The following is a 13,398-nucleotide window of genomic DNA, read 5'->3' as shown; positions in this document are numbered from 1 at the left end:
TATTTACATAAATGCGTTAGAATACACTAATCTTTATGCCCGGCTTATTATTTTTCCTAATTTAGTTGCGTTATAAAAAATTACCATGAACAAAACTACCAAAGCAGCCTTATTTTTAGCAGGATGCTCGATCATTGCAGGCATAGGGTCCTGTACGAATACATCGGGGACCAAAACAGCTACAACTACTACAACAGAGAAACCAACTACAGTCAAAGACAGTTTACAGGAATATGTACACAACAGGCTGGATATTTATGAAACCGTTAAATTAACGACTAATCTAAATGCACTGAGCGCGAATGAGCGCAAAATACTTCCTTTGTTGATTCAGGCTGCTCAGATTATGGATGAATTGTTCTGGAAACAGGCTTATCCGCAGCGTGATAGTTTGATGGCTGGACTGAAAGACGAAAAAACTAAAGAGTTTATTAAAATAAATTACGGCCCATGGGACAGGCTGAATGGTGATAAACCATTTATTGCAGGCATTGGGACGAAACCAGAAGGTGCTTCTTTTTATCCTGCAGGGATGACTAAAGCAGAATTGGAAAAATCTACGTTGAAAGATAAATTCAACGCTTATTCAGTAATTCAAAGGGATTCAACCGGAAAATTAATCAGCGTTCCTTACCATGTTTTATTCGCATCAGAGCTTCAAAGAGCTTCGAGCTTATTGAAACAAGCAGCATTAATGACTGAGGATGCAGGTTTCAAAAAATACCTGAACTTAAGAGCAGATGCTCTGATCAACGATAATTTTAATGCAAGTGATTATGCGTGGTTAGATATGAAAACCAATATTCTGGACATCATTATCGGCCCTATTGAGAATTACGAAGACAAAATGTTCAATGCCCGTACTTCTTACGAAGCTTATGTTTTAGTGAAAGATAAGGTATGGAGCAAACGCCTGGCAAAATATGTAAGTATGTTGCCGGAGTTACAAAAAGGATTGCCAGTAGCTGAAAAATACAAAAAAGAAAAGCCAGGTACAGATTCAGAGTTAAACGCTTATGATGTAGTTTATTATGCTGGTGACTGTAATTCAGGTTCTAAAACAATCGCGGTTAATTTACCGAATGATGAAGTAATTCAACAGAAAAAAGGTACACGCAGATCGCAGCTGAAAAATGCAATGAAAGCTAAGTTCGATAAGATCCTGGTTCCGATTGCAGCTGAACTGATTGATAAAGATCAGCAGCAGTACATCAATTTTGATGCATTTTTTGCTAATGTGATGTTCCATGAAGTCGCTCATGGCCTGGGTATCAAGAACACAGTTACTGGTAAAGGTTTTGTAAAAGAAGCGCTTAAAGAGCAATCTGGCTGGTTAGAAGAAGGAAAAGCAGACATTTTAGGTCTTTATATGGTTACTGGCCTGTTGAAAAAAGGAGAATTGACTGGTGATATTAAAGCCTATTATACCACTTTTATGGCCGGCCTGCTTCGTTCGGTAAGATTTGGCGCTTCAAGTGCACATGGTAAGGCAAACATGCAGTGTTTCAACTTTTTTAAAGAGAAAGGCGCATTTGTAAGAACAGCAAACGGAACTTATAAAGTAGATTTCACGAAATTCCAGACTGCGATGAATGATTTGAGTAATGTTATCCTTACTCTGCAGGGTAACGGTGATAAGGCAGCGGTAGAGAAAGTACAGAAAACCTATGCGGTAATTAGTCCTGAGCTGCAAGCGGACTTAGACAGGTTAAGCAAAAAAGGAATTCCGGTGGATGTGATCTTCGAACAGGGAGTTGATGTACTGGGTGTAAAATAACCAATCCCACATAAAAAAGGCCGTCATACTAAAAAATAGTACGACGGCCTTTTCTTTTAAAGATGTTTAGGCAGGAAGATGTTTCAGAATGATATTTTCCAGTTCCTGAATATCGAAAGGTTTAGACAAATAACCATCTGCGCCAGCCTCATCTGCCAGAGACATTACATCATTATTGGCAGAAAAATAGATGACAGGGATATTCTTTAGTTTTTCATCACTTTTTAGCGCTCTGGTGGCATCAATACCACCTACGTCAGGTAACCAGTTATCCATAAAGATAATATCCGGGATATAGGCCATAACCTGTTCTATGATATTATTCGAAGTAGAAGAGGTTTTGATTTCATAACCTGCATCCTCCAGAATAAAGGTACATAATTCAAGTATGTCGGTATTATCATCAAAAATGAATACTTTTTTTTGCTCGGCCATTTAAGAGTATAGATTAGGACAACAAATTTATGAATTCTGTCATATCTTCAATGCGTAAAGTGTAATCTATTTTAGCATGAAGGGCCGCTTGCTGCGGCATGTAAGAAACCTGGGCCGTCGCGGGGTCTTGAATCGCGGTAATTCCACCCCAGGCTTTGACACTAATTAATCCGTTTACCCCGTCAGAATTGGACCCAGAGAGCAATAAGCATACTAATTTAGTTCTGTAAACTTCGGCAGCTGTTTGGAAAGTTGCATCAATTGCCGGACGGGAATAATTTATTTTTTCTGAATAATCGAGTGAAAAACTCTTGTCTTTTTCGATCAATGTATGATAATCTGATGGTGCAACGTAAATTGTGCCCGCCAGAATCGGCTCTTTTTCATCAATTTCTTTCACAATCAGGCTGGTTCTTCCTGAAAGTAATTCTGGTAACAGGGAGTCTGCTCCGTGTTTTCTGTGTACTACAATAATAATGGGAAAACCAAGCGCAGGGTTGAGTCCTGGCAGTACTTTTAACAGTACGTCCAGACTTCCGGCAGAGCCTCCTATTATTAATGCCTCACAGTCTTTCATTAACTTACTTTCCTCCAGATTTTTTCTGCGGGAACCCGCTTATAGTTTTTCGAGAGCGGGGAAAAATCCAGCGTCTCCTTACTTCCTAAAGCAAGATAACCAAGACCCTCCAGGCTTTCATCAAAAAGATTCAAAACTTTATGCTGTAAGTCCCGGTCAAAGTAAATCAGGACATTACGACACAAAATTAGCTGAAATTCATTAAAAGAATGGTCAGAAACCAGATTATGTGTAGAAAAAATCAGCCTGCTTTTTAAATCATCACTAAACTTTGCCAGAGAATAGTTAGCTGTATAGTAACTCGAAAAATCTTTTGCACCACCCGATAAAATATAATTCTCCGAATATTGTTTCATCTGACTCATGGCAAACATTCCCTGTGCAGCTTTTTCTAAAACAACAGGATTCAGGTCTGTTGCATAAATTAAAGACTTATGCAATAGATTCAGTTCCTTCAGAATAATGGAAATAGAATAGGCTTCTTCACCAGTTGAACAGCCGGCCAGCCAAATCCTTATAAAAGGATAAGTGCCAAGCTTAGGCAGTACCACATCCCTCAGGGTCTTGAAAAACCCCGGATCTCTGAACATTTCGGTTACATTAACTGTAATCTGCTCTACAAACCTTTTAAAATAAGTGGTATCATTATTTATAGTATACCGGAACTCAGCAAAACTTACCTGCTTATCCAGAGAGTACAATCTGAGTATTCTCCTTTTAATAGATGCTTTGGAATAACCTGTAAAATCATATCCGTAATGTTCCAGCAAATCTGCGAGCAGGATTTCTACCTGCTCGTCAGTAATTACAGATAATTCCTGGCTCATCTAAATATATTTAACTAATAAATCGGTTAGGCTGTCTACATTAATTGGCTTGGATACATAACCGACCGCGCCTGCATTCAGGCAGCGTTCTTTATCTCCAAGCATCGCCTGCGCTGTCACAGCAATAACGGGGATTTCTTTTAATTCAGGGTCTTTACTCATGAGTGCCATGGCTTCATATCCGTCCATTCCAGGCATCATCATATCCATTAACACCACTGCAATATCTTTTTGCTCTTCCAGCAATTGTAAGCCTTCTTCCCCACCAATTGCCGAAACGCATTGATAACCTTTAGCTTTTAATACTGCCTTTAAAGCAAAGATATTCCTGTTATCGTCATCTATTATTAATACTTTTCTCTTCTTTTCCATACCTTAAAACATGGTGGTTTTTTTAGTTTTTATCATAAAGCCATACGCGTAATAACGAAATCAGCTGATCCACATCGACCGGCTTGGAGATATAGTCGGATGCACCGGCAGCGATACATTTTTCCCGATCTCCCATCATTGCTTTCGCGGTAACAGCCAAAATAGGTAATTGTTTAAACGCGCTTATTTTTCTGATTTCTTTCGTGCTTTCATAGCCGTCCATTTCCGGCATCATCATGTCCATCAGCACAAGATCTACCGATGGATTCTCTTTAAGCAATTGCAGCGCTTCTTTTCCGTCAGTAGCGGCCAGGACTTTCATCTTATGTTGTTCCAATGCTTTGGTCAGGGAAAAAATGTTCCTTACATCATCATCGGCAATCAACACGGTTTTATTGTGCAGTACTTCATAAAGGCCGCCCAGCGTTTCAGTCGCTTTTTTTGCTTTGCTCTCTACAGATTTTTCTTCTACCAAATGCAGAAAAAGACCCGCTTCATCCAGAATACGCTGATAAGAATGCGCTGTTTTTACGACAATAGAATCTGCGTATTGCTTAATTCTGCGTTCTTCTCCCTGAGAGAGGTTTTTACCTGTGAAAATAATGATTGGAAGATTCTCTAATCCTTCGCTCTTTTTAATCGTTTCCAAAGTCAGGTAAGCATTTTTATCCGGAATACCCATATCCAGAATTACACAATCCACTTCTTTGCGCTGCAGGGCATCAACACTCTGTGCAACATTATTTACGACCTCGGTTTGTATGGCATGGTTACTTAAGAAATAACTCAAGGCTTTGGCATGCTGCTGATTTTCTTCTACAATCAACACCTTTTTAGGGTGACGGCTTAAAGCATACTCCAGCTTTTGAAAGATTTGCTGCATATGTTCCAGGGCAACTGGTTTATTGATAAAGTCAACAGCCCCTTTTAACAAGCTTTCCTTTTTAACTTCTAAAGAAGACATGATATGTACAGGGATAGGTCTTGTTGCCGGATTCGCTTTCAGCTCTTCCATTACCTGCCAGCCATCTTTTACGGGCAGCTGTATATCCAGCAGGATTGCCAGTGGTTTAAAGTGATTTGCCAGTTCAATTCCAATATCACCTCTTACCGCAACTACCCCTTTATAATTTCTTTTGCGGGTAAAGGTTAACAGTGCCTTGGCAAAAGAAGTATCATCCTCAATAATCAGGATCACTTTATCTCCTTTGACAATGGTTGCACGGTCATCTTCAATTTCCTGCGGAATATGGTCTACGGTAAAGCGTTCAGGCAACGGTATTCCCTGTTTTTCAACAACCTCAACGTCGCTATAGTCATAGGTTGCATGAATTTCTTCTTCGAGTTCGGCCGCAATACCATCGATAGGCAAAGTAAGGATAAATGTACTGCCTGTGTTTTCTGCACTTGTCAATTCAATTTCACCACCCAATAACTTAGCCAGTTCCCTGCTGATAGAAAGTCCAAGCCCTGTTCCGCCAAACTTCCTCCTGGTAGACCCGTCTGCCTGCTGAAAAGCTTCAAAAACCAGTCCCTGTTTCGCTGCAGGAATACCAATTCCGGTATCCGTTACTTTAAAGATCATGGCATTGTTTGCCTGATCACTATGGATATTTAAGGTTACACTTCCCTTAGCTGTAAACTTAATTGCATTGGACAATAAATTCTTTAAAATCTGTTCCAGGCGCATTTTATCGGTATAAAGCGTGGGTAACTCGCTACCTTGCTCGATCTTAAATTCAAGATGCTTGTTTTTCGCTATCGGGTTGAATAAAGAACGCATATCTGAAGACACTTCATTCAGACTAATATCTGCCAGTTCCAGCTTCATTTTCCCTGCTTCAATTTTAGAAAGATCAAGGATCTCATCAATCAATCCTAATAACCCTTGTCCTGAACTTTGAATAACCTCGGCATATTCGATATATTCCGGGTCCAGTTCTTCGTTATCAGACATTAATTTAGAGAGCAGCAGAATCGAATTTAATGGCGTTCTTAATTCATGAGACATGTTCGCCAGGAATTCCGACTTATATTTTGTGCTTTGTTCCAGCTGCTCAGATTTCTGCTGAATCTCCACATTATGCTCATGGATCATCTGGTTTTTCTCTTCCAGTAAGGTTGTTCTTTCTTCGAGTTCCTGGTTGCTTTGTAAAAGCTCTTCCTGTTGTACCCGAAGTTCTTCTTCTGAGGTTTGGATCTTTTGAGTCTGCGCTTCTAATTCCGCATTCAGGCCTTCCAGTTCACTATGTTGCGCTTGTAATTCTTCTGCTTGCGCTTGTGTCTCTTCCAGGAATTCCTGCAATTTCTTACGATTCTGAGCCACATGAACGGCTACACCGATATTGGTCGCAATGTTATTGAAAAAGTCGAGCTGCAATTGACTAAAAGTGTTCAAAGAGCCAAATTCCATTACACCAACAATCACATTATCCCTGATAACAGGCACTGCAACAATATTTTTAGGTTTCGTATTTCCTGCTGCATAACTGATAGTCAGTTCTCCATCAGGAATATCATTCAGCAAAATCTGTTTGCCTGATTTCAATACCTGGCCAACCAATCCTTCTCCTTCTTTCAGCGTTTCCTTCCGCTGATCTGCTAACAAGGCATAACTTCCTGCTATATGCAGTTCACGGTCATTTTCTAAAAGATAAAAAGCTGCTACATGAGAATTGGTGTGCTGAATGATATTTTCTAAAATATCATTGGCCAGCATTTCTACGTTTTTCTCGCCAACCATTTTATCATTCAGGTTTGCAATACCAGACTGCAGCCATTCTTTGTCAGCCAGTAAAGAGAAAGAATACTGTAGAGATTCGGCCATTGAATTCAGAGATACCGTTAATCGGCCCAAGCTATCTTCTGCCGCAGCATCAAGCCTGATCTGATAATTTCCACTGGAAATCTGAGCAGCTATATCCTGAATGACCTGAATACGTCGATCGACTTCTTTATTGGTTTCTTCCAGTTCTTGTTGTAATTGGATTCTTGCATCGAAATCTTTTGACACCCTGCGGTAAAAGAAGATGGTGATTAAAATGGCAAGAACTGCTGCCAGAATGATTAAAATCGGAGTGAAATCAGCCAGTCTGCCCTGACTTGCAGTCCGCGAAGCCAGCAGGTTCTGTTCTTCGCCCTGCATTGTTTTGATGACGGTCCTGGCTTTATCCATATACGCCTTACCGGTAAGCAAATCTCCAATGCTTACAGATCCCCCTTTCTTTTTAATCGCTATAGTTTTTTCAAGGATACCTAAACGACCCTCAATAATTTCCCTCAGCTTATTGATATTAACCTGCTGTGCAGAATTATCTGTAGTTTGACGTTGTAAGGTATCCAGCAAAAGAACTGCTTCAGCTTTTGCTCCGTTATAGGGTTCAAGAAATACTTCATCCCCTGTTAACAAAAATCCCCGCTGACCGGTTTCAGCATCTTTTAAAACAGATAAAACACCATCTGTATGCCGGATTACAGCGTTACTGTGAGAAACCAGGTCTGAGTTTTTAATCAGGTTTCGGATACTTACATAAGAAGCAAATGAACTGATAAAAAGCAATAACAAAGATAACCCTAATCCAAAGCGCAGGTTATTTTTTAATGTTTTCTTGATCATAAAAAGGAAATATTTTTTAAGCTGTCTCTGTTGTTGAAATTAAAGGGATATTGAAGTAAAATTCAGATCCCTCTCCTAAAATACTATTTACACCTACTGTGCCGCCATGTCTTTCAATAATTTCGGCAGAAATATACAGTCCAATTCCTAAGCCCTGGAAATGGATAGATGTTTCCTCTACCCGGTAAAATTTATCAAAGACATTCTTCTGCTGTTCTGGTTCGATTCCTATTCCGAAATCCCTGACTGCGACTGTTACCCGGTCATCTGCGACCGACACGTTAATATGAACTTCAGTAGTTCCCGGTGCATATTTAATGGCATTGGTCAGAAAATTCACTATAACCTGTTCAATCCGCATTTCATCGGCAAAAATCTCTGTAGGAATGTGTCCGTTTTTTATAATGGTAAATTCAGGATTAGATTGATGGATTACTTCCAAAATGCCATCCAGAAGCGTATCAAGATTGAAGTATTGTTTATTAAACTTCATTTTACCACTTTCAATTTTAGAAATATCCAGTAAATCAGCAATCAGATCGCTCAGCTTATCCAATTGCAGCTGCGCTTTCCTTAAATGCTTTTTTACCGTTGGAATATCACCTTTATCAATGCTTCTTTCCAATAATTGCACATATCCCTTCACACTGGTTAAAGGCGTTTTTAACTCATGGCTGGCAATACTGATAAATTCATCCTTTTTTCTTTCCGCTCTTTTTCTGAATTCTATTTCTTCGAGCAGGGTTTTCTGAATTTCTATGAGTTTGCGGCTTTGCTCATAAATCCTGTAAAAGGTTTTCACCTTTAAGAGCAGAATATTAATATCTACCGGTTTGGTGATATAATCTAATCCGCCTGAAGAGTAACCTTTAGTAATAAAGCTAAGTTCGGTATTGGCGGCAGATAAAAAGATGATGGCTGTTTCTTTGGCCTTACTGTATCCTGCAATGGCTTCTGCCACTTCAAAACCATCCATGCCAGGCATCTGGACATCTAATATGATTAATACGTAAGCCGTTTTAAGCACTTTTTTCAAAGCTTCTTCTCCTGAGGAAGCTGTATCGACTTCAAAATTATGTCTTTCGAGAACTTTTTTTAGTGAGATCAGATTCTCAGGTGTATCGTCTACAATTAGGATCATTATGATGAATAAATAATAATTTAAAGCTGATTACTGGTAAAGGTATCCCCCTGATTTATATCCCCGGTATCAAACCCTTTTTTGAACCAATACATTCTTTGCGCTGAAGTTCCGTGCGTAAAAGCATCCGGAACAACCTGTCCGCTGGATTGTTGTTGTAGTTTATCATCACCAATTGCATTTGCAGCAGTCAGTGCTTCCTCTAAATCTCCGGGATCTAATTGAAAATCCTTGAATTTCTGTGCATGGTTAGCCCATAAACCGGCAAAAAAGTCGGCCTGTAATTCCAGCTTGACAGAAAGTTTATTGTATTCTGTTTTGGATAAGGAACCACGTGCGCGATCCAGTTTCTGTGATATTCCCAATAAGTTTTGTACATGATGGCCTACTTCGTGTGCGACAACATAAGCCTGTGCGAAATCTCCTGCTGCACCAAAGCGGTCTTTCAGTTCTGTATAAAAACCAAGGTCAATATACACTTTATGATCTCCTGGACAATAAAAGGGGCCTACCGCAGCATCTGCACGACCACAGGCAGACTCTACACTTCCTGAAAATACCGTGAGCTTGGGATGCTCATAAGTTTTACCCATTTTACTAAACTCGTCATCCCAGACCTGTTCTGTGGATGCCAGTACACCACTTACAAATTTCAGTTCCGGATCAGTATTTGCTCCTTGTTTAACTTCAACCTGCTGGGTTTCACCCAAAGGCAGTTGGGAAACCAGGCCGGTAAGGTCAGTACCAAAAAACATTCCGACAAGCACGACAATCAGGCCAATACCACCGCCTAACAATGTTTTTCCTCCCGAGGAGCCTCTTACGTCTTCTACATTATCACTATCCTTACCGAACCATTTCATATTTTTAGCGTTAATCAGTTATAACAAATATCAAGGTTAATTGTTGTGCTGAATTTAAATAAACACTCTACTTATGCAAAAGCTGCTAATGCGGCTAAAATGCGGCTCTTTGTGCTTTCAGCGCCTAAAGTAACGGCAATATCAAAAACACCAGGACCAAATTTTCCGCCAACCAGCATAATCCGGAATGGCAGCATTAATTCTCCCGGTTTCAGATTATGCGCTACCGCCAAAGCTTTGAACTTATCTTCGAGCGTTAAAGCAGGTACTCCATCTTCAAGCATTGGAATATACGCGTTAAAAAAGTCCGCTTTTTCTGCTGTCCATTTACTTTGTACCGCTGGCAGATCATATACAGCAGGGGCATTAAAGAAATACTCACTTTGTGCTACAAAATCAGTTAATAAATTACATCTGTCTTTGATCAGTCCGATCACTTTCAAAGCAAATTCATCATCAGATAAGGTGATGTCCTTAGCTGCAAATTCCTGCTTAACAAGCGGCAGCAAACCGGCAGCATCAGTCTGTTTGATCCATTCGTGGTTATACCATTTAGCCTTTTCAAAGTCAAATTTAGCTCCTGCTTTACTGATCCTTTCTACAGAGAACTTCTCAATCAGCTCTTCCATAGTGAAAAGTTCCTGATCAGTTCCGTCATTCCAGCCTAACATGGCCAGTAAGTTAACAAAAGCCTCAGGCATAAAGCCCAGTTCTTTGAAACCTTTCGTGATGTCCCCGGTTTTAGGGTCTGTCCAGTTCTGTGCATAAACAGGGAAACCTAAACGGTCACCGTCACGTTTACTTAATTTACCGTTTCCATCTGGTTTTAAGATCAGCGGTAAATGTGCCCAGTTTGGCATTTCATCTTCCCAGCCCAGGTATTTCCACAATAAAATGTGAACTGGCGCTGAAGGTAACCATTCCTCACCTCTAAAGATGTGGCTGATTTCCATCGCCCTGTCATCTGCCACAACAGCTAAATGATAAGTAGGCATTCCATCGGCTTTTAAAAGCACTTTATCATCGACAAGATTGGTTTCAAAAGTAACCAGTCCGCGAATCATATCTACAAAAGACACCTGTTCGTCTGCCGGCATTTTGATGCGGACAACGTGTGGTGTATTATTTTTCAGCAGCGCATCAACCTCCTGCTCAGAAAGGGTTAATGAATTTCTCATACTCATTCTGGAAGACAGACCATATAGAAAATTAGGAATTTCTTTACGTTTAGTATCTAATTCTTCGGGAGTATCAAAAGCATAGTAAGCAAACCCATCAGCAATTAACTGATCAGCATACTGTTTATAAGTTGATTTACGTTCACTCTGACGGTAAGGTGCAAATTCACCTCCAACCTGCGGACTTTCATCAGGATGAATGCCACACCAGGCCAGACACGAGGCAATATATTCCTCTGCTCCGGCTACAAAGCGGGTTTGATCCGTATCTTCTACACGCAATACAAATGTACCTTTGTGTTTTTTGGCGAATAAATAATTAAATAAAGCCGTGCGTACACCGCCTAAATGAAGGCCCCCTGTCGGACTGGGCGCAAATCTTACTCTAACTTTCTTTTCCATATTATGAATCACAAAGATATATTTTTTAAGCGCTTACCGTTCTATTGATGTCTTTTTGAATGCTATTTTGTAATTTGCCTGCATATTCTATGAATCCTTACGAAAAAAAACGCCGCTGGAAGTTCTTCCTCCTTATTTTTGCGATTGTAATCGGAACCGCATCGGTGTTCTACAGTGACTTTTTCGTTAAAAAGATGGAGCGCGAAGAACAAGTTCAGTTTCAGCTCTATGTCAAAGTAACGGAGCAGTCTTTAGTCATGTATGACGATGATCGCTTTACGGACCTGATTGAAACGATTACCAAAAACACGAAACTCCCGGTAATTATGACCGATGGGGATGGATTGATCAATTCCTATCAGGGCCTGGACTCTGCAAAAACAAATTATGGCGTGGAAAAGCAGTACAAGAAAACGTACGATCCCGCCTACTTTGAGAGAGAGCTGAAACAAATGAAATTACAGCATCCCGGTACCCCAATTATTGGTCTGGATGGCAAAATATGGCATATTTACCATAAAGACTCCTTTATTTTAACGCAGTTACGCTATTTCCCATTTATACAACTTGGCGTAATCGGCCTGTTTTTACTGACTGCCTATGTGGCTTTCAGTTCGGCAAGACGCTCTGAGCAAGATCAGGTATGGGTTGGGATGGCGAAAGAAACAGCCCACCAGCTGGGAACTCCTATTTCTTCACTCATGGCCTGGATAGAGCTTATGAAATCCCGTTTTAATGCTGAAGATGACCCATTGATTGCTGAAATGGAGAATGATCTCAAAAGGCTGGAAGTGATTACGGACCGTTTTTCCAAGATCGGCTCGAAACCTGTATTGGAAGACCACGTGGTTTATTCTGTGATCAGTAACTTCATCCAGTACTTCCAGTTAAGGACTTCTGATAAAGTGATATTCACCATTACCGGCGATGATCAGGTACGCGCTATGCTTAACATCCCATTGTTTGACTGGGTGACCGAAAACCTGCTTAAAAACGCAGCCAATGCCATTGAGAATGAAGGGCACATTACTGTTAACATTATTGAACATCTGGCAAAAGAGGAAGTATTTATAGACATTTCAGATACTGGAAAGGGTATTCCAAGATCCAAATTCGATACCGTTTTTCAACCCGGTTATACCACAAGAAAAAGAGGCTGGGGTTTGGGATTATCCTTAACTAAAAGAATTGTAGAAAATTATCATAGTGGCCAGATCTTCGTCAAAGACTCTGAATTAGGCAAAGGAACCACATTTCGCATCATCCTAAAAAGCAGTATTAAATATGAACCGACCTCAACCAAACGAATACCCGGCATGGGCATTGACTTACATTGAAAAAGTTAATAGTGATATTATTGAACTTTTAGAGCGTCAGGCAGATGAGTTTCCTGATTTCTTAAGCACACTGAATGCAAGGGCTGATTATGCTTATGCAGCAGGTAAATGGACGCTTAAAGAAATGGCAGGGCATATTATTGATACAGAAAGGATTTTAGTTTACCGCTTAACCTGTTTTTCCCGCCTGGAGCAAACTGCTTTACCTGGTTTCGAAGAAGATGATTACGTAGCAAATGCACATTTCTCAGACCGTGATCTAAGCAGTTTTGCAGAAGAATTCAGGTTGCTGAGAAAAGCGAACCTGTACTTGTTTAAATCCTTGAATGATCATGATCTGAAGCGCAGCGGAACAGCTTCTGAAAGACAAATTTCCGTTCGCGCCTTACTTTATGTGATTGCCGGACATTTAATGCACCATACACAAATCATTAACGAAAGATACTTATGATCTGGTTTACCGACTTTACCCCTGAGCAGCTTAATGACAGGCCTAAGAATCATTTAGGAGGACTTTTAGACATTCAATTTACAGCAATTGGTGAGAATTCGGTAACTGCAACCATGCCCGTAGATGAACGTACGCATCAGCCTGCCGGCATATTGCATGGCGGGGCTTCTGTAGTACTTGCAGAGACATTGGGCAGCATTGCCTCTTTTATGTGTATAGACCCTGAATTATACCAGGCTGTAGGCCTTGAAATTAACGCAAATCACTTACGCCCGGTTAAAAGCGGAAAAGTTACCGGAATTTGTACTGTTATCCATAAAGGAGCAAAAACACATATCTGGGACATTAAGATTTATGATGACAGAGGGAAAATGAATTGTATAAGCCGTTTGACCGTTGCTATCATTCCTAAAACAAGATAA

12 protein-coding genes are annotated in these 13,398 nt (G+C 40.2%); 4 read left to right on the top strand and 8 right to left on the bottom strand.

The genetic code is table 11. The features are described from left to right. The first annotated feature begins 85 nt into the window (after window positions 1-85). Window positions 86-1,777, top strand: coding sequence for a dipeptidyl-peptidase 3 family protein (locus LY11_RS06070; RefSeq protein WP_111632833.1), 1,692 nt, complete (start codon window positions 86-88; stop codon window positions 1,775-1,777). 66 nt (window positions 1,778-1,843) lie between these two features. Here the strand turns inward: LY11_RS06070 and LY11_RS06065 are convergent, their stop codons facing one another. The 8 genes from LY11_RS06065 to gltX all read right to left on the bottom strand — a co-directional run bounded on the left by LY11_RS06065 (window position 1,844) and on the right by gltX (window position 11,188). Continuing rightward, entirely contained in the window at window positions 1,844-2,212 is a 369-nt protein-coding gene (locus LY11_RS06065; protein ID WP_111632832.1) for a response regulator, read from the bottom strand. 13 nt (window positions 2,213-2,225) lie between these two features. Continuing rightward, window positions 2,226-2,789 (bottom strand): chemotaxis protein CheB, encoded by a 564-nt coding sequence (locus LY11_RS06060; RefSeq protein WP_111632831.1) that lies wholly within the window; start codon window positions 2,787-2,789, stop codon window positions 2,226-2,228. Beyond that, the gene (locus tag LY11_RS06055) at window positions 2,789-3,616 is read right to left on the bottom strand and encodes a CheR family methyltransferase (protein WP_111632830.1); all 828 of its coding nucleotides are present in this window, start codon (window positions 3,614-3,616) and stop codon (window positions 2,789-2,791) included. Before LY11_RS06055 ends, LY11_RS06060 begins: the two co-directional genes overlap by 1 nt. Continuing rightward, the gene (locus tag LY11_RS06050; RefSeq protein ID WP_111632829.1) at window positions 3,617-3,988 is read right to left on the bottom strand and encodes a response regulator; all 372 of its coding nucleotides are present in this window, start codon (window positions 3,986-3,988) and stop codon (window positions 3,617-3,619) included. It lies immediately after the preceding gene. Window positions 3,989-4,010: 22 nt separating this feature from the next. Further along, complete coding sequence (locus tag LY11_RS06045) at window positions 4,011-7,604, bottom strand: response regulator (protein WP_111632828.1); 3,594 nt, start codon at window positions 7,602-7,604, stop codon at window positions 4,011-4,013. A 16-nt stretch (window positions 7,605-7,620) separates the two neighbouring features. After that, a complete protein-coding gene (locus LY11_RS06040; RefSeq protein ID WP_111632827.1) occupies window positions 7,621-8,745 on the bottom strand; it encodes a hybrid sensor histidine kinase/response regulator in 1,125 nt (374 codons plus the stop codon). A 20-nt stretch (window positions 8,746-8,765) separates the two neighbouring features. After that, window positions 8,766-9,608, bottom strand: coding sequence for a KPN_02809 family neutral zinc metallopeptidase (ypfJ, locus tag LY11_RS06035; RefSeq protein WP_111632826.1), 843 nt, complete (start codon window positions 9,606-9,608; stop codon window positions 8,766-8,768). A 71-nt stretch (window positions 9,609-9,679) separates the two neighbouring features. Beyond that, on the bottom strand, window positions 9,680-11,188 hold the full coding sequence (gene gltX, locus LY11_RS06030; protein ID WP_111632825.1) for a glutamate--tRNA ligase: 1,509 nt from the start codon (window positions 11,186-11,188) through the stop codon (window positions 9,680-9,682). An 89-nt stretch (window positions 11,189-11,277) separates the two neighbouring features. Between gltX and LY11_RS06025 the strand changes: the two genes are divergently transcribed. The 3 genes from LY11_RS06025 to LY11_RS06015 are packed head-to-tail and all read left to right on the top strand — an operon-like array spanning window position 11,278 to window position 13,398. Further along, window positions 11,278-12,525, top strand: a complete 1,248-nt coding sequence (locus tag LY11_RS06025) for a sensor histidine kinase (RefSeq protein ID WP_111632824.1) — start codon at window positions 11,278-11,280, stop codon at window positions 12,523-12,525. After that, the gene (locus tag LY11_RS06020) at window positions 12,473-12,976 is read left to right on the top strand and encodes a DinB family protein (RefSeq protein ID WP_111632823.1); all 504 of its coding nucleotides are present in this window, start codon (window positions 12,473-12,475) and stop codon (window positions 12,974-12,976) included. Before LY11_RS06025 ends, LY11_RS06020 begins: the two co-directional genes overlap by 53 nt. After that, the gene (locus LY11_RS06015) at window positions 12,973-13,398 is read left to right on the top strand and encodes a hotdog fold thioesterase (RefSeq protein WP_111632822.1); all 426 of its coding nucleotides are present in this window, start codon (window positions 12,973-12,975) and stop codon (window positions 13,396-13,398) included. The genes LY11_RS06020 and LY11_RS06015 overlap by 4 nt, the downstream gene beginning before the upstream one ends.

The organism is Pedobacter cryoconitis, assembly GCF_003259615.1.
Classification (GTDB): Bacteria; Bacteroidota; Bacteroidia; order Sphingobacteriales; family Sphingobacteriaceae; genus Pedobacter; species Pedobacter cryoconitis.
This window is presented reverse-complemented; position numbering and strand designations above follow the sequence as displayed.